This is a genomic window from Streptomyces sp. NPDC050674, from assembly GCF_040654575.1.
Lineage (GTDB): Bacteria > Actinomycetota > Actinomycetes > Streptomycetales > Streptomycetaceae > Streptomyces.
The window spans coordinates 207,251-224,377 of record NZ_JBFAIG010000004.1; the positions used below are offsets into that span (position 1 = coordinate 207,251).

Sequence of the window (17,127 nt, forward strand, 5' to 3'; positions counted from 1 at the left end):
GGTGGGTCAGCGCCAGCTGTGCGGGGCGCGGAAGCCGGGCTCGCGCTCCAGGCGGCGCCAGCCGGCCTTGATGCGGCCGCGGTGGGCCGGGGTGGGATCCGTGGGGCGGGCGGCGGCGCGGGCGAGGAGGATGGCCGTGATGGCGGCGACTTCCTCGGGCTCTGCGTGGCCCTTCTCGACGCGGATGTCAGCTGATTCCATGGGTGTCAGTCTCCGTGAGGAAGATGTCCGCCGGGTTACTGCGGCGGGTTGCCGTGCTTGCGGGACGGCAGGTCCGCGTGCTTGGTCTGGAGCATCGCGAGGGACCTGATGAGCACCTCGCGGGTCTCGGCGGGGTCGATGACGTCGTCGACCAGGCCGCGCTCGGCCGCGTAGTAGGGGTGCATCAGCTCGGACTTGTACTCCTTGACCATGCGGGCCCGCATGGCCTCGGGGTCCTCGGCGCCGGCGATCTGGCGGCGGAAGATGACGTTGGCGGCACCCTCCGCGCCCATGACGGCGATCTCGTTGGTCGGCCAGGCGTAGGTGAGGTCGGCACCGATGGACTGGCTGTCCATGACGATGTACGCACCTCCGTAGGCCTTCCGCAGGATCAGGGAGATCCTCGGTACGGTCGCGTTGCAGTAGGCGTAGAGGAGCTTCGCGCCGTGGCGGATGATGCCACCGTGCTCCTGGTCGACGCCCGGGAGGAAGCCGGGGACGTCCAGAAGAGTGATGATCGGGATGTTGAAGGCATCGCACATCTGAACGAAACGGGCCGCCTTCTCGGAGGCCTCGATGTCCAGCACACCCGCCAGCGACTGGGGCTGGTTCGCCACGATGCCGACGACCTGGCCGTCCATCCGGCCCAGCGCGCAGATGATGTTGCGGGCCCAGCGCTCGTGGACCTCGAGGTACTCGCCGTCGTCGACGATCTCCTCGATGACCTTGGCCATGTCGTAGGGCCGGTTGCCGTCCGCCGGGACCAGGTCCAGCAGGACGTCCGAGCGGCGGTCGGTGGCGTCCGAGGACTCCGTGCGGGGCGGGTTCTCCCGGTTGTTCTGCGGGAGCAGGGAGAGCAGGTAGCGGACCTCGGCGATGCAGGTCTCTTCGTCGTCGTAGGCGAAGTGGCAGACGCCGGAGGTCTCGGCGTGGACGTCGGCGCCGCCCAGGCCGTTCTGCGTGATCTCCTCGCCGGTGACCGCCTTGACGACGTCGGGGCCGGTGATGAACATCTGCGAGGTCTCGCGGACCATGAACACGAAGTCGGTGAGGGCGGGGCTGTAGGCCGCGCCACCGGCGCACGGGCCGAGCATCACCGAGATCTGCGGGATCACGCCCGAGGCCTTGGTGTTGCGCTGGAAGATGCCGCCGTAGCCGGCGAGCGCCGAGACGCCCTCCTGGATACGGGCGCCGGCTCCGTCGTTCAGCGAGACCAGCGGAGCACCGGCCGCGATGGCCATGTCCATGATCTTGTGGATCTTCGTGGCGTGGGCCTCGCCCAGGGCGCCGCCGAAGATGCGGAAGTCGTGCGCGTAGACGAAGACCGTGCGGCCCTCCACCGTGCCCCAGCCGGTGATCACACCGTCGGTGTACGGCTTCTTGGCGTCCAGGCCGAACCCGGTGGCCCGGTGCCGGCGCAGCTGCTCGACCTCCCGGAAGGAGTCCGGGTCGAGGAGGAGTTCGATGCGCTCCCGCGCGGTCAGCTTGCCCTTGGCGTGCTGCGCCTCGGTCGCCTTCTCGCTCGGTCCCGCCATCGCCTGCGCGCGGATCTCGTGCAGTTCGGCCACGCGTCCACGCGCGTCGGTCGGCTCACCCGGCGCCTCATCCAAAACGGTCATGTAGCGACTCTACGAAGACAACCGAGGAATCCGGGCCGTCGACTCCTCACAGTCTCCGGCGTGTTTTCCTGGTGCCCCTGAACAGAACCATGACGGGGTTGACCCTTTCTGACTGCTCCCGGGGCGTGTCGCTTGTAGGGGTCGCACAAAGGGGTCAGGCCGGGGTCACCTCACAGACGTGGGTGGCGCATGCCGTCCCCGGAGTGACGCGCACGCGCAGCCGGCGGCCGGTGGAGAGCACCTCGAGGGTCTCGTCCGCGCGGTCGACCCTGCGGACCGGGTGGTCCCAGACGATCTCCAAGGGCTCCCCGGTGCGGGGCGGTTCGCTCACGCAGAGGGTAGCGGCAGGGCCGCGGCGGACCAGCAGCACGCTCGCCGCCGCCGATGCGGTGAGCGGACCGGCCGTGCCGGGCCGCCAGAAGTTCACGGCCGTACAGCCGAGGGAGGGCACGGTGACCGCCTGGCGGGCGGCGTCGTTGGCGAGCACCGACATCCAGCGGCGGTCGGCGGCGCGGCGGGCGACTGCCCCGCGGGACGCCCCGGGCATGAGGACATAGGCGTACGTGGCGTCCTCGGGGTCGGTGCCGTGGTCGAGCCAGAGGGTCTGCCAGCGGCGGGTGCGCCGCTCGGGTGCGCCGCCGGTGTTGATGTCGGACCAGGCGCCCGTGCGGTCCTCACGCAGCGTCTTCGGCCCGGGGCCGGGCAGGACCCAGCCGCCGTGGCCCTCCAGGTGGGCCCAGCCGGGGCCTTCGACGAGGCGCTGGGTGCCGGACGCGCCGAGGTTGCGGTTGTCGACGACCGTCTCGACCGGGACGCCGTCGGAGCAGGTGATCCCGGCGCCCAGGCAGATCACCGCGTCCGCCACGCAGAACCAGGACTTGCGGGCTTCGAGGGTGGAGCCGAGGCCCTTGAGGTGCTGGCCGAGGGCCGCGTAGGTGCCGTCGGTGGTGCCGCCGACCCAGCGCGCGTCGGGGCGGGCCGTGCCCCATTCGCCGCCTTCGCGGTCGGCGAGCCGCTTGGTGGAGACGGTGGTGCCGGGCAGGCGGTACCAGTCGACGGTCGGCCAGAACCAGTCCGTGTACTGATCGCTCGCGCCGGACCACCAGCTCACCATGCCCGCGCCGGTGTGCCAGCCGCGGGGGTTCTCGCCGTTGCCGCACTCGTAGTGGGCGATGCGGTCGCTGGCCATGGCGATGTTCACGGTGAAGCCGGGGCCGCGGTGGACGGCCCGGTCCATGGCGGCGAAGAGGTGGTGCCCGGGGGGTTCGGGCGCGGCCGGGACGGGCGAGGCGGCGATGGCGTGCAGCCGGGCCAGGTCGGCGACGCCGAACTGTGGTGCCGTCAGGATCGGCGTCACGGTGTCCCGTTCGATCCAGCCCTTGACGCGGGCGTGCCAGCGCTCGCGTTCCGCGGGGCTCGCACCGGCCGCGAGCAGGGCGATGGCGGCGATGAGCTGGTGGCCGTGGTGGTGGTCGCCGCGCATGATCCCGCGGTCGTCGGTGGTGAGCAGACCGCGGCTGATGGCCCGGCCGTTGACGCTGTCCATGACCAGTCCGTCGTGGATGAGCGGGGCGTAGGCGCGCTCGACGCTGTCCAGGACGATCTGCCGGTTCGGGTCGGTGACCTCCCAGTCGGATCCGGCGAGCAGGGCGAAGAGCCGTCCGAGGCCGTCCAGCACGACCTGGCCGTAGGTACCGGAGTAGGCGACCCAGGTGTGCTGGACGAACGAGCCGTCGGCGTAGAGGCCGTCGCCCCGGGTGACGTGGGGGAAGACCGGGGAGAGCGCGTCCCGGGCGAGGGCGATCTTGTCGGGGTCGGATCCGAGGATGCCGCGCAGGGCGACGGAGCGGCACAGGTCGACGCGGTTGGCGCCGGTGGAGGTGCCGGTGTAGTCGGCGAGGGCCGAGTCGGGGACGAAGTGGTCGACGGCGGCGCAGGCGGCACGGATCCTGTCCTCCCCCAGCCGCTCGTACAGGGCTGCCGTGATGTCCATCAGCAGACGGGGGCTGCCGATCTGCCATTCCCACCAGTTGCCGTAGCGGGTGGTGCCGGGGTGGTAGACGGTGGCGGAGAGGTGGTCGAGACCGCGCAGGACACCGGCCAGGAGACGGGGGTCGGCGGTCGAGCCGGTGCCCTGCTGCACGTAGGCCTGGGTCATGGTCCACAGGCGGCCGTAGGCACGGGTGATGCCGGCCGGCGGGTCGAAGGGGTGGCCGGGCCAGAGGGAGCCGGCGGCCGGGGCCATGCTCGCGAGCAGGTCCCGGGCGAGTGCGCCGGTCTCGGCTAGGCGGGTGGCGTAGGGCTCGGCGGCCGGGTCGTAACCCGTGCCGAGGGAAATCCCGAGCCAGCGCCGGCGGAGGGTGTCGTACGGGTCGGCGGGTTCGCTCGGAGCGCCTGCTTGCCCGACGGCGCCGCCACCCCGGCCGCCGGGCGCCGCGCTCCCGGTGGCCGCGAGGGCCGCGGCTGCCAGCAGCAGGGTGCGACGGCCGGGCCGGAACGGGGCGGCGGCCCCGGCCGTACGGCGGGGGGACTCACGGCGCTGGGAAGTCATGCCCATGCCCTACCACGGGGAGCCGGTGACCTGAACGACCGATCGGGCCGGGGTGACCGGAACGGGGGGAAGGGGCGCGGAGCGGCTCGCGGCGGGTGAGCGCCGGGGCGACGGCGACCGGGGCACGGAAGGCCCGGGCGGCCGGAGCCCGGGTGACCGTCCGCCTGCACCGGCAACGGAACCAGCGACCGGGGCGGGCGGCAGCGATACCGGCCCGGGCGAACGGGGATGTGACCGGAAACGGCCAGGGGCTCCCGGCCAGGGGTCGCCGGGACGAGGAAACCGGCCGGACGAACGGCACCGGCACCCGGAGCGGCCGAAGCGGTGCGGCCGGGGCGGCCCGGTCGGGCCACTCGGCCAGGCCGGCCTGACCGGGTGGGGCAGGCGGCTGAGAGCCGGAGACGTCCGCAGCGGCCACTGAGCGGCCATCACCAGGAAGGCCGGACCGCCCGGATCCGGGAAGGCCAGGGCACCCGGATCCGGGGAAGGCCAGAGCACCCGGTACCACGCCGCCCCGCCGGAAACAGGTCAGCCGAAGCGGTTCAGCAGGCGGCGGTACAGGCCCGGTGCGAGGCCTCGGACCCGGCCCGGGAGGGTCAGCCAGGTGGGGACATAGGCCTCGTCGCGGTTCTGGCGTACGGCCTCCCAGATCGCGCCGGCTACGCAGCCGGGCGAGAGGAGGCCGGTGCGGGTGCCGTCGTAGGGCCTGCCGCGACGGAGGTGGAAAGCGGTGTCGACGGTGCCGGGCACGACGAACGTCACGCCCACGCCCGTGCCGCGCAGCTCCTGGCGCAGCGCCTCCGCGAAGGCGGCCAGCCCGGCCTTGGCCGCGGAGTACACCGCCTCCTCCCGCAGACCCACGCAGCCCGCCACCGAGCCGAGCAGTACCACCCGGCCCCGTCCGGCCGCGATCATGGAGGGCAGCACCTCGCGCACGAGGTGGAGGGTGGCGTTGAGGTCCAGGGTCAGGACCCGGTCGATGTCGGTGTGCGGCATGGCGGTGAAGGGGCCCGTCCAGCCGAGGCCGGCTCCGGCGACCAGGACGTCGATCCGGCCGGTGGTGTGCAGCGCGGACTGGGCCAGCAGGCGGGGACCGCCCGGGGAGGCGAGGTCGGCGGGCAGCACGACGGCCGACGTGCCGGAGGCCGTCTGCTCCAGGCGGCGCCGGTCGCGTCCGTTGAGGATCAGCTGCCAGCCGTCCATGGCGAAGCGCCGCGCGGTGGCCGCGCCGATGCCGGAGGAGGCCCCGGTGACCAGGGCGACGCGCCGGTCGAGACGCCGCGGCGGCCCGTACTGGTTCACCCGGGCCGTTACGGGGGTGGTGGAGCGTCGCGGGGCGGGTTCCGCCGGGGGGTCGTAGGCCGAGCCGGAGCCGGTGAGTGTCACGAGTCGCTCTCCCCTGCGCTGTGCGTCCGCCGTGGTCTCGTCTGTCTCCATGCGCTCCCTAGAAACGGAACCCCGACTCGCCCGACCTCGCCACCGCAGGGCGCGGGGTTGGGCCGACCGGGGGAACGGATGGGCGCGGCCGGGCACGACGCGGACGCACCCGATGAAGATGTTGAACATTGAACGGAATAGGTCTACGGTGGGTCGCGTTGGAGTAGTTAAACATTCAACATCTACCCAGGAGGCATCCGACATGAGCATCTTCGGCCGCACCGACGCCCGCACCGCCACCGACACCGCCGTGAGCCCCGAGCTCGCCGCCCTGACCGGCGACTACACGATCGACCCCGCCCACTCGACGATCGGGTTCGTCGCCCGGCACGCCATGGTCACCAACGTCAAGGGCGGCTTCCAGGACTTCACCGGCACGCTCCACCTCGACGGCACCGACCCGTCGCGCTCGACGGCCTCCATCGACGTCGTGATGGACAGCATCAGCACGGGCAACGCCGACCGCGACGGTCACCTGAAGAGCGCGGACTTCTTCAAGACGGAGGAGTTCCCGGCCATGACGTTCCGCTCCACCTCGGCGGAGGCCCTCGGCGGGGACGACTACCGGATCACCGGCGACCTGACGATCCTCGGCACCACCCGCCCCCTCACCATCGACCTCGAGTTCAACGGCGCCGCCAAGGACCCGTTCGGCAACGAGCGCGTCGGCTTCGAGGGCAAGGCGGAGATCCTGCGCTCCGAGTGGGGTCTGACCTGGAACGCCGCGCTGGAGACCGGCGGCGTGCTGGTGTCGGACAAGATCAAGCTCAACTTCGACATCTCGGCCATCAGGAACGCGTGAGCTCCGCGGGACCGGCCCGGTGACACCCCACCGGGCCGGTCTGGCCGGTTCCCGCCCCTTGTGCGGAGTCTGTCGGCGTTCCCATAATCCAGCAGCAGTATTTTGACCAGTCCATGCCAGCACATGGACGTTCTTTTTGCCCTTGCTGCTGTCATGCACTCGTCAATTTGATGCTTCGGTTGCACATCTCCCCGGTCAACCCCCCACGGAAGGCATCACCTTGAAGAGACTCCTCACGGCCCTCAAGAGATGCGCGGTGCTCGGCGCGGCCGCGCTCGCGATCGCCAGCCTCCAGCCCGTCTCCGCCGCGCAGGCCGCCCCGTCGCCCGTCGTCGGCGGGACCCGGGCCGCGCAGGGCGAGTTCCCGTTCATGGTCCGGCTCTCCATGGGCTGCGGCGGCGCGCTCTACACCCAGCAGATCGTGCTCACGGCCGCGCACTGCGTCAGCCGGTCGGGCAACAACACCAGCATCACGGCGACGGCCGGGGTCGTGGACCTCCAGTCCACCAGCGGCCGGGTCCAGGTCCGTTCCACCAAGGTGCTGCGCGCCCCCGGCTACAACGGCACCGGCAAGGACTGGGCGCTCATCAAGCTCGCCCAGCCCATCAACCTGCCGACCCTGAAGATCGCCACCACGGCGCAGTACAACACCGGTGACTTCACCGTCGCGGGGTGGGGCGCGAACCGCGAGGGCGGCTCCCAGCAGCGCTACCTCCTGAAGGCCACCGTCCCGTTCGTCGGCGACGCCGCGTGCAAGGCCTACGGCGGCCTCTACGGCGACCTCGTCGCGAACGAGGAGATCTGCGCCGGCTTCGACGCGGGCGGCGTCGACACCTGCCAGGGCGACTCCGGCGGCCCGATGTTCCGCAAGGACAACGCCGGCGACTGGATCCAGGTCGGCATCGTCAGCTGGGGCGAGGGCTGCGCGCGGCCCGAGGCTCCCGGCGTCTACACGGAGGTCTCCACCTTCGCCTCCGCCATCGCCTCGGCGGCATCGACCCTCTGATCCCCTCCGGGAGCTACGGCTCGCGGGCCCGGCGCCTCGGGGTGCCGGGCCCGTCCCGTGACTCCAGCTCCCGCACCGCCGCCGACACCCGCGCCGCCCGGCTCCGCGGTGTCCTGGCCCTGAGCACGCCGAGCATCGCCAGGTACCGGTCCGTGCGGCCGAGGGCCGCGAACGCCGCCGCGGCCCGGGGACTGCGGGCCAGTGCCGCCGCCAGGTCCTGCGGGACCTCCGCCTCCCGCTGGGACGCGTAGGCCGCCTCCCAGCGGCCGTCCGCCCGCGCGGCCGCCACCTCGGCGAGCCCGCCTGGCCGCATGCGCCCGGCGGCCGTCAGCTCCTCGACGCGCCGGACGTTGACCATGGACCAGAGACTGCCGGGGCGCCGGGGGGTGATCCACTGGAGGTACGACGACGCGTCGAGTCCCTTGCGCTGCCCGGTGATCCAGCCGTGGCACAGCGCCACGTCGTTGACGTCGGCGGCGCTCACCGACGGGATGCCCGAGCCCTTCTTCGCGATCCTGACCCACAGGCCCGGATGCGGGGCCGGGTGGGCGGTCAGCCAGGAGTCCAGGTCGGCCGTGGTCTCGAAGGAGACGGGACCCGTGTCGCCGGAGGTCGTCATGGCACCACGGTAGGCAGGCGATAGGACGGATCCTGTCCGCTACGCGAGCCGTGCGCGCTCTGTTCGCGGGCCTGGGTGAAGGTGTCCGGGAAGACACCCAGGCCGTGAGCCAAGGCCCCCGTGCAGCGGCATCAGCGTCCTGCACGCGGGGGCCGCCGCGACGCCGGTCTCACCGGCCCCGGGAACGCGGCGGGTCGGAACGGGCCGCCGACGCCGCGTAAGCGCGAGGCATCGCGGCGCTGTCCCACGCGCGCCCGCGGCGTGCCGTCCCGGCGGACGACCCCTTCGGCGGAGTCGAGGCCGGCCCGACCCCTCAGAAGCCGCCGCCGAAATCGCCGCCTCCGCCCCCGCCGCCGAAGTCGCCTCCCCCGAAGCCCCCTCCGAAATCGCCGCCGAAGTCGCCGGAGTCGAAGTCGGCGCCGGAGACGTCGCCGCCGTCGTAGCCGCCGAAGTCGCCGTAGCCGGAGCCGTAGTCGGCCGCGTAGGCGGGGCCGGCCATCATGCTGCCGAGCATGGTGCCGACGAGCAGGCCGGGCAGGAGACCGCCGCCGAAGTAGCCGCCGGCCCAGGGGCCGTACGCCGGTCCCGCCTCCCAGTACGGGCGGCGGCCGTAGTCGGTGTCGACCTCGCGGATCACCGGATCGCGGCCCTCGGCGAGCCGCCGCTCGTCGGCGGCGCAGACCGGGACGTCGCGGGCGGCGCCGGCCGGGGGCGTCCAGGTCGCGTCGGTGACCGAGGGGCCGTGGCGCGGATCGAAGAAGCAGGGCGGGCGGCGCTCGGGGAGGGGGCCGCCGGCGCGGCGGGCGGCGAGCCGGGCCAAGGCGAACCGGCCGTCCTCCACGGCCTGGGTGACGGCCCGGACGTCCTCCGGTCTCGTCGCGGCCGCCATCAGGGACTTGGCCTGTTCGTAGGAGTCCAGGGCGCGCTCGTAGTCGGTGCGCATCGCGTCGTCGGCGCCGGGTTCGCCGGGGTGGAAGTCGAGCCGGTCGAGTTCCTCGCCGAAGGCGGTGATGTCCTCGTCGACGACCACGCGCAGCTTCTCCAGCGCGGCCCGCTGCTCCTCCTCGTGGCGGCGCCGGTTGCGGCGGACCAGGGCGTAGGCGCCCGCGCCGCCGGCCGCGACCAGGGCGCCCATCGTGATCAGGCCGCCGACCGGCACCTCGGTGCCCGACCCGTCGCTCCAGCCGCTCGGCGCCGAACCGCCCACGTTGCGCAGCGCGTCGTCGACGAAGTCGTTCAGCTGGGCCTTGGTGTCGCCCGCGTCCTGCACGGCCGTGACCAGGTTGGACACCGCTTCGCGGCTCATCACGGAGCTGTCGGCCCGGGCGTCGAAGCGGTCGCCCAGGTGGACGCCGTACAGGCCGGTGATGCCGGTCTCGGTGCGCAGGTTGCGGAAGAGATTCTGCGTGGGATAACCGGCCGGGAGGACCGCCACGAAGACGGGCTTGTCCGCGTCCTTGATCTTGTCGGCGAGGGCCTCGGCGTCCGACGCCGCCAGTTGCCCGGAGGCGGCCGGATCGACGTAGACGGGGCTCTCGCGCAACTGGCGGGCGACATCGGAGAGGTCGGTGGCCGCGTGCGCGCCCGGCGCACCGGCCAGCAGCACCGCCAGCACGGCGGCGAACGGCACGATCAGCAGACGTACGACGGTACGCACCAGCGCGGCCTTCATATGTTCGAAGCTACCCGAAACGGCACAAGAAGGGTTATCCGTCGAGGCAGGGAATTGTGCGGGCGGCTGCGCCTAGGATGCCTCTGGCCATCCAGAGGGGCGGGAGCGGGGACATGTTCGGACGACGCAGGGCTGCGGACATGACGGTGTCCGAACTGACGGAGCTGGACCGGTCGCGGACGCGGGCCGACCTGCTGTGGGAGCTGTTCCGGCACGCCGAGGCGGAGGTGACGTCGGCGATCGGCTGGTATCTGGCCCGGCGCCGGGGGCCGTCGCAGTGGTCGCGCTCGCTGCGGGCGCTCGCCACGCTGCTGGGCATCGTCGGCACGATCACGCCCCTGGTGCACGCGGCCGCTCCCACGGCCGTGCGGCCCGAGTGGGGTTTCGTGTTCCTGGCCGCTGGCGCGGGCTGCGTCCTGTTCGACCGGATCTTCGGGTTCTCGGCGTCCTGGACCCGCTACATCCGCGCGGAACTGGCGTTGCAGCAGATCCTCAAGAAGGCGCAGTCCGACTGGGCGCAGGCTTTCCTGAGGACCACCGACTCCCCCAGCGACAAGGAGCAGGCCGCACTGCTCGCCGTGATCGAGCGGCTGCGGACCGACGCCCAGCGGATCATCGAGGACGAGGGCACGGCGTGGGTCGGCTATCTGGCCGACGGCGTCGAGGAGCTGACCCGCTCCACCGGCAACACCACCGGCCAGCGCGCCCACACCGCGGGCCTCTTCCGCCTCGACCGGGCTCCCGGCCGCGACCGGGGCGGCGAGGTGCCGGTGCCGCGGTCCCGGGACTCGGCGATGTGACCCGTGCCCCGGGCACCCGGCCCGGGGCGGGTTTCGGTTACCGCGCCGGAGTGACGCCCGCGCGCAGCAGTCCGTAGGTGTACGCGTCCTCCAGGGCCTGCCAGCTCGCGGCGATGACGTTCTCGGCGACGCCGACCGTCGACCACTCGCCCGTGCCGTCGGACGTGGAGATCAGCACACGGGTCGTGGAGTTGGTGCCGTGCTTGCCCTCCAGGATGCGGACCTTGTAGTCCACCAGTTCCAGCTTGGCGAGCTGGGGGTAGATCTTCTCCAGGCCCACGCGCAGGGACCGGTCCAGGGCGTTGACCGGGCCGTTGCCCTCGGCGGTGGCGACGATGCGCTCGCCCTTGGCCCACAGCTTGACCGTGGCCTCGTTGGCGTGGGAGCCGTCGGGCCGGTCCTCGACGATGGCCCGCCAGGACTCGACCTCGAAGTAGCTCAGCGGCTTGCCGCCCTGTACCTCGGCGCGCAGCAGCAGTTCGAAGCTCGCGTCGGCCGCCTCGTAGGTGTAGCCCTGGAGTTCGCGCTCCTTCACCCGCTCGACCACCCGGCCGACCAGCTCCCGGTCGCCGCCGAGGTCGATGCCGAGCTCCTTGCCCTTGAGCTCGATGGAGGCCCGTCCGGCCATGTCGGAGACCAGCATCCGCATGGTGTTGCCGACCAGTTCGGGGTCGATGTGCTGGTAGAGGTCCGGGTCGACCTTGATCGCGGAGGCGTGCAGTCCGGCCTTGTGGGCGAAGGCGGAGACGCCGACGTAGGGCTGGTGGGTGGAGGGCGTGAGGTTGACGACCTCGGCGATGGCGTGGGAGATGCGGGTCATCTCGCGCAGGTGCCCGTCGGGCAGGACCTTCTTGCCGTACTTCAGCTCCAGGGCCGCCACGACCGGGAAGAGGTTGGCGTTGCCGACGCGCTCGCCGTAGCCGTTGGCCGTGCACTGCACGTGCGTCGCGCCCGCGTCGACGGCGGCCAGGGTGTTGGCGACCGCGCAGCCCGTGTCGTCCTGGGCGTGGATGCCGAGCCGGGCTCCGGTGTCGGCGAGGACCGTGGCGACGACGGCCTGAACCTGGGCCGGGAGCATGCCGCCGTTGGTGTCGCACAGGACCACCACGTCCGCGCCGGCCTGCGAGGCGGTGCGGACGACCGCCTTGGCGTACTCGGGGTTGGCGCGGTAGCCGTCGAAGAAGTGCTCGCAGTCGATGAAGACGCGGCGGCCCTGCTCCTTGAGGAAGGACACGGTGTCGCGGACCATCGCCAGGTTCTCGTCCAGAGTGGTGCGCAGCGCGAGTTCGACATGGCGGTCGTGCGACTTGGCGACCAGCGTGATCACCGGCGCGCCGGACTCCAGGAGTGCCCTGACCTGCGGGTCCTCGGCGGCGGTGGTACCGGCGCGACGGGTGGAGCCGAACGCGACGAGCTGGGCGTGCCGGAAGTCGATCTCCTGCTGGGCCCGGGCGAAGAACTCGGTGTCCCGGGGGTTGGCACCCGGCCAGCCGCCCTCGATGAAGCCCACGCCGAAGTCGTCCAGGTGCCGCGCGATGGCCAGCTTGTCCGCGACGGTGAGGTTGATGCCCTCCCGCTGGGCGCCGTCGCGCAGGGTGGTGTCGAAGACGTGGAACGAATCGTCGAGCTCGCTGCTAGCGGTCATGGTCTCAAGGCTCCTGAGGATGGGATCTCGGTCGTACCGGAATGACCGGCTCCACCGCCCTCACATACTCCCTCGCGCTCTCGCCTCCGGCTGCGGGTGGGCCAGAAATGCGAAAAACCTCTCGCGGGTGCGAGAGGTCTGCGCGCGGGTCGAGGACGACGGTGTCCGCCCGTACGTGGTCGTACGTGACGGTCACTGCGGACCGGCGCGCCTGCTGCCAATAATCGTGGCGAACGAGAGCACGGGGGCAGTTTGGCACAACCCCCGCGCTTGGCTCACCGCCGTCTCAGGATGCGGTCGGTCACTTCAGGTGACGGACGTAGACGTGCGAGGTGTCGTACGTGTCGCCGGGTACCAGGTCGGCCGCCGGGCTGCTGAAGGCGACCGCGCGGCCGTCGCGGTCGATCATGGACGCTTCTCCCCCGGCCCCGCGCCGAGGGCTCCCCCGAGCCGACATCACGACCGGCCGGAGGGTCAATCCGTCGTATCGGGTACGCCCCGGGCGTGCGTTCAGGCGTCCGCGAGGAGGCTGTCGGCGAGGAACTCGCGCACGTGGCGCAGGATCTGCGCGCGGTCGGTGCCGCGCAGCCCGATCGCCACATGGATGGAGAAGCCGTCCAGCAGGGCCCGCAGGCGGGTGGCGAACCGGTCCGGGTCGACGCCGCGGAACTCGCCCCGCGAGATGCCCTCGGCGAGCAGCGCGACCAGGTCGCGGTGCCAGGCGCCCTCGATGGCGGCCTGCCGGTCACGGGCCTGCGTGTCGGCGTTCTGCGAGCGGTTCCAGACCTCCAGCCACAGCGTCCAGTGCGGGTCGCGGTGGCCGTCGGGGACGTACAGGTCCACGTAGGCATCGAGGCGTTCGCGGGCGGGCGCGGCCCGGGTCAGCAGGCGCGCCCGCTCGCCGCCGAGCCGGCCCTCGCTCCACTCCAGGGTGCGCAGCAGCAACTCGTCCTTGGAGCCGAAGTAGTAGAGCAGGTGGCCGCTGCTCATGCCGACCTCGCCGCCGAGCGCCGCCATGGTGAGCTTCTCCAGGCCGCGCTCGGCGATCATCTCCATGGCCGCGGCGAGGACGTCCTCGCGGGGCGGGGCCTGCCGTCGCCCACCGGCCATGTGCGCTCCTAGATCCTCGGCTGCTGCTGCGTGACGCAGTGGATGCCGCCACCGCCCGCGAAGATCGTACGGGCGTCCACCAGTGTCACGGTCCGCTCGGGGAACAGGCGGCGGAAGATGCCGGCGGCGATCTCGTCGCGCGGGTCGTCGAAGCCGCACAGGACCACACCGCCGTTGCAGAGGTAGTGGTTGATGTAGGAGTAGTCGGCCCAGTGACCGTCGGCCTCCAGGACGGTCGGGGCGGGCACCTCCACGACCTCCAGGCGGCGGCCGCGGGCGTCCGTCTGCGCCTTCAGCAGACCGATGACCTCCCGGGTGATCTCGTGGTCGGGATGGGCGGGGTCGGGCTGGGAGTGCGCCACGACGACACCGGGGCGGGCGAAGGAGGCGACGATGTCCACGTGGCCCAGGGTGCCGAAACCGTGCGGGGGATAGTCGCCGGTCAGGCCGCGCGGCAGCCAGATCGCCTTGCGGGTGCCGAGCTGGGCGTGGATCTCCGCCTCGACCTGGTCGCGCGACCAGCCCGGGTTGCGTTCCGGGCCGAGCTGGACGGTCTCGGTCAGCAGGACGGTGCCCTCGCCGTCGACATGGATCGCCCCGCCCTCGTTGACGAGCTTCGAGGTGTACGTCCGTGCCCCGGCGAGGTCGGCGACGTGTGCGGCGACCTTCGCGTCGTGCTCCCAACGGGCCCACTCCTGGGCGCCCCAGCCGTTGAACGTCCAGTCGGCGGCGGCCAGTTCGCCGTTGCCGTCGGTCAGGAAGGTCGGGCCGATGTCGCGCATCCAGGCGTCGTCGAGGTCCCGCTCGACCGTGTCGACGCCCTCGCCCAGCAGCGCACGCGCCTCGCCCGACTGCCCAGGCCCGCACACCACCGTCACCGGCTCGAAGCGGCGCACGGCCCGGGCGACGGCGGCCCAGGCCACCCGGGCGGCGGCCAGCTCCCCGGGGTCGTCGAAGGTCTGGTTCGGGCCCGGCCAGGCCATCCAGGTCCGCTCGTGCGGAACCCATTCGGCGGGCATGCGGAAGCCGTCGGCGGCTGCGGACATCGTTGATCCTCAGAGGAAGTAGAGACGGTTGAGACAGACGGACTCGGCGGGTTCGGAGCGCAGCGGCTCGCCGTCGAGGGTGACCAGGCCGGTGCGCTGGTCGACGTCGACCGCCCCGGTACGGGAGTTGAGGCGCAGGTCGGCCGGGCCGATGCCGCGGGTGCCGCGCACGGCGACCCTGCGGCGCCGGGTCGGCATCGTGTCGTGCCCCTGGTCCAGCGCGGCCTGCGCGACGAAGGCCACCGAGAGCTCGGCCGGTGTCGCCCCGTGCGCGCCGAACTGCGGCCCGAGGACGAGGGGCTCGCAGGTGTCGGTCGCCGCGTTCGGGTCGCCGGTCACGCCGTACGCGGGGAAGCCGGCCTTCAGGACCAGCTGCGGTTTGGCGCCGAAGTACTCGGGCCGCCACAGCACGATGTCGGCGAGCTTGCCGGTCTCGATGGATCCGACCTCGTGCGAAAGTCCGTGCGCGAGGGCCGGGTTGATGGTCAGCTTGGCCAGGTAGCGCAGGACGCGCTCGTTGTCGTGCCCGTCGCCGGGGTCGCCGGACTCGGCCTTCATCTTCCCGGCCATGGCGAACGTACGGCGGACCGTCTCGCCCGCGCGTCCCATGCCCTGCGCGTCGGAGGAGGTGATGCCGATGACGCCCAGGTCGTGCAGGACGTCCTCGGCACCCATGGTCCCGGCGCGGATGCGGTCCCGGGCCATGGCGGCGTCGCCGGGCAGGTCGGTCTTGAGGTCGTGGACGGAGACGATCATGCCGTAGTGCTCGGCGACGGCGTCCCGGCCGAAGGGCAGGGTCGGATTGGTGGAGGAGCCGATGACGTTCGGCACTCCCGCCATCTTCAGGACGTTGGGGACGTGCCCGCCGCCGCAGCCCTCGATGTGGAAGGCGTGGATGGTCCGGCCCTCCAGCACCCGCAGGGTGTCCTCCACCGACAGGCACTCGTTCAGCCCGTCGCTGTGCAGGGCGACCTGGACGTCGTGCTCCTCGGCGACGCGCAGGGCGGTGTCCAGGGCGCGGGTGTGGGCGCCCATGTCCTCGTGCACCTTGAACCCCGAGGCACCGCCCTCGGCGAGGGCCTCGACCAGGGGTGCCTCGTGGGACGAGGAACCGCGGCCCAGGAAGCCGATGTTGACCGGCCAGGCGTCGAAGGCGCCGAACGCGTGCCGCAGCGCCCAGGGCGAGTTGACGCCGACGCCCCAGACCGGGCCGAACTCCTGCCCGATGATCGTGGTCACGCCGGAGGCGAGGGACGCCTCCATCACGCGCGGCGACAGCAGATGGACGTGGGTGTCGACGGCTCCGGCGGTGGCGATGAGCCCCTCGCCGGAGACGATCGAGGTGCCCGTGCCGACGACGACGTCGACCCCGTCGAGGGTGTCGGGGTTGCCGGCCCGCCCGATGGAGTGGATCCGGCCCTCACGGATGCCGATGGAGACCTTCCGGATGCCCTGCACGGCGTCGATCACGACGACGTTGCTGATCACGACGTCACAAGTGTCCCGGACGGCGGCGGCCTTGAGGTGCAGTCCGTCGCGGGCGGTCTTGCCGAACCCGGCGAGGAACTCGTCGCCCGGGCGCTGGGAGTCGGACTCGACACGGACGACCAGCCCCGAGTCACCGAGGCGGACACGGTCGCCTGCGCGGGGGCCGTGGGTGGCGGCGTACTCGTGGGGGGTGAGGCGGCGCGCCTCGGCGGGGTGCCCTCCGGGGCGGCTCATCGCCGGGCCTCCTGTTCAGATGTGTCCGGTATGCCGAGGTAGCCGCAGGCGGCGGCCCTGCGCAGGGCCTCCTCCCTGGCGCCCGGCTCGTCCAGCGGACCGTCGACGAGTCCGGCGAACCCGACGGCGATCCGTTCGCCTCCGATGGGCACAAGACCGACCTCGGCGCTCTGTCCCGGCCCGAACCGCACGGACGAGCCCGCGGGCACGGCGAGCCGCATGCCGTAGGCACGGACGCGGTCGAAGTCGAGCCGCGGGTTGGCCTCGAAGAAGTGGAAGTGGGAGGTCACGGAGACGGGCACGGTCGCGGTGTTGGTGACCGTGAGCCGCTCGGCCGGTTCGGGCTCGGCGTACTCCGGCCCGGGCAGCAGCGCCCCCGGGGCGTCCGGCCCGGAACCGCCGCCGAGGGGGTCGGAGACGACCGCGAGCCGTGAGCCGTCGTCGAAGACGGCTTCGACCTGCACCTCGGTGACGACATCGGCGACACCGGGCAGCACGTCGCCCGGCCCGAGGACACGCCGGGCGGCCTCGACGGCCTCCGTGAGCCGCTTGCCGTCCCGGGCGGCCTCACACACCGTGTCGGCGATGAGCGCGGTCGCCTCGGGGACGTTGAGCCTTAGCCCCCTGGCCCGGCGGGCGCGGGCGAGTTCGGCGGCGCCGAAGAGCAGCAGCCGGTCGCGTTCGGTCGGGGTCAGCCGCATGTCACTCCCTCTGTTAGAGCACCACTCTAAACACCAACCCTGTTGGAAGAAAGGGTGGCGAGAGGACAGCGCGACATCATCTTGAACGTCACTCTAACTGAGGGAGACCAGCGTGGTGCTCGCGGGCACGGTGGTGGGCGTCATGCGCACGGCCCCACCGGCGCTGGTCTCGCTGCGCACCGGCGGGGCCGTGTCG

14 protein-coding genes are annotated in these 17,127 nt (G+C 72.4%); 3 read left to right on the forward strand and 11 right to left on the reverse strand.

The window, feature by feature from the left end; translation table 11 throughout:
- Positions 1-6: 6 nt before the first annotated feature.
- The 4 genes from AB0I06_RS09635 to AB0I06_RS09650 form a co-directional block, all read right to left on the reverse strand.
- Positions 7-201, reverse strand: a complete 195-nt coding sequence (locus AB0I06_RS09635) for an acyl-CoA carboxylase subunit epsilon (protein ID WP_142159151.1) — start codon at positions 199-201, stop codon at positions 7-9.
- 35 nt (positions 202-236) lie between these two features.
- Positions 237-1,820: an acyl-CoA carboxylase subunit beta gene (locus AB0I06_RS09640; protein ID WP_363118193.1), complete on the reverse strand. Its 1,584-nt coding sequence runs from the start codon at positions 1,818-1,820 to the stop codon at positions 237-239.
- 154 nt (positions 1,821-1,974) lie between these two features.
- Complete coding sequence (locus AB0I06_RS09645) at positions 1,975-4,371, reverse strand: polysaccharide lyase 8 family protein (RefSeq protein ID WP_363118194.1); 2,397 nt, start codon at positions 4,369-4,371, stop codon at positions 1,975-1,977.
- A gap of 528 nt (positions 4,372-4,899) precedes the next feature.
- Positions 4,900-5,757, reverse strand: a complete 858-nt coding sequence (locus tag AB0I06_RS09650; RefSeq protein ID WP_363118337.1) for an SDR family NAD(P)-dependent oxidoreductase — start codon at positions 5,755-5,757, stop codon at positions 4,900-4,902.
- Positions 5,758-6,010: 253 nt separating this feature from the next.
- Here AB0I06_RS09650 and AB0I06_RS09655 point away from each other — a divergent pair, with 253 nt between their 5' ends.
- Together AB0I06_RS09655 and AB0I06_RS09660 are read left to right on the forward strand one after the other, a co-directional pair.
- Entirely contained in the window at positions 6,011-6,610 is a 600-nt protein-coding gene (locus AB0I06_RS09655; protein ID WP_363118195.1) for a YceI family protein, read from the forward strand.
- Positions 6,611-6,830: 220 nt separating this feature from the next.
- Positions 6,831-7,616 (forward strand): serine protease, encoded by a 786-nt coding sequence (locus tag AB0I06_RS09660; RefSeq protein ID WP_363118196.1) that lies wholly within the window; start codon positions 6,831-6,833, stop codon positions 7,614-7,616.
- Between the two features lie 13 nt (positions 7,617-7,629).
- Here the strand turns inward: AB0I06_RS09660 and AB0I06_RS09665 are convergent, their stop codons facing one another.
- Positions 7,630-8,235: a YdeI/OmpD-associated family protein gene (locus tag AB0I06_RS09665; protein ID WP_363118197.1), complete on the reverse strand. Its 606-nt coding sequence runs from the start codon at positions 8,233-8,235 to the stop codon at positions 7,630-7,632.
- 313 nt (positions 8,236-8,548) lie between these two features.
- Positions 8,549-9,907, reverse strand: a complete 1,359-nt coding sequence (locus AB0I06_RS09670; RefSeq protein WP_363118198.1) for a hypothetical protein — start codon at positions 9,905-9,907, stop codon at positions 8,549-8,551.
- Positions 9,908-10,020: 113 nt separating this feature from the next.
- Between AB0I06_RS09670 and AB0I06_RS09675 the strand changes: the two genes are divergently transcribed.
- Entirely contained in the window at positions 10,021-10,707 is a 687-nt protein-coding gene (locus AB0I06_RS09675; protein ID WP_363118199.1) for an SLATT domain-containing protein, read from the forward strand.
- A 37-nt stretch (positions 10,708-10,744) separates the two neighbouring features.
- Here AB0I06_RS09675 and cimA read toward each other — a convergent pair whose 3' ends face one another.
- From cimA to ureA, 5 genes are all read right to left on the reverse strand, one after another.
- Entirely contained in the window at positions 10,745-12,352 is a 1,608-nt protein-coding gene (gene cimA, locus AB0I06_RS09680; RefSeq protein WP_363118200.1) for a citramalate synthase, read from the reverse strand.
- A gap of 510 nt (positions 12,353-12,862) precedes the next feature.
- Entirely contained in the window at positions 12,863-13,462 is a 600-nt protein-coding gene (locus AB0I06_RS09685) for a TetR/AcrR family transcriptional regulator (RefSeq protein ID WP_363118201.1), read from the reverse strand.
- Between the two features lie 8 nt (positions 13,463-13,470).
- On the reverse strand, positions 13,471-14,508 hold the full coding sequence (locus AB0I06_RS09690; protein WP_363118202.1) for an agmatine deiminase family protein: 1,038 nt from the start codon (positions 14,506-14,508) through the stop codon (positions 13,471-13,473).
- A 9-nt stretch (positions 14,509-14,517) separates the two neighbouring features.
- Entirely contained in the window at positions 14,518-16,230 is a 1,713-nt protein-coding gene (locus AB0I06_RS09695; protein ID WP_363118203.1) for an urease subunit alpha, read from the reverse strand.
- Positions 16,227-16,931: an urease subunit gamma gene (ureA, locus tag AB0I06_RS09700; protein ID WP_363118204.1), complete on the reverse strand. Its 705-nt coding sequence runs from the start codon at positions 16,929-16,931 to the stop codon at positions 16,227-16,229. The genes AB0I06_RS09695 and ureA overlap by 4 nt, the downstream gene beginning before the upstream one ends.
- Positions 16,932-17,127: the final 196 nt, after the last annotated feature.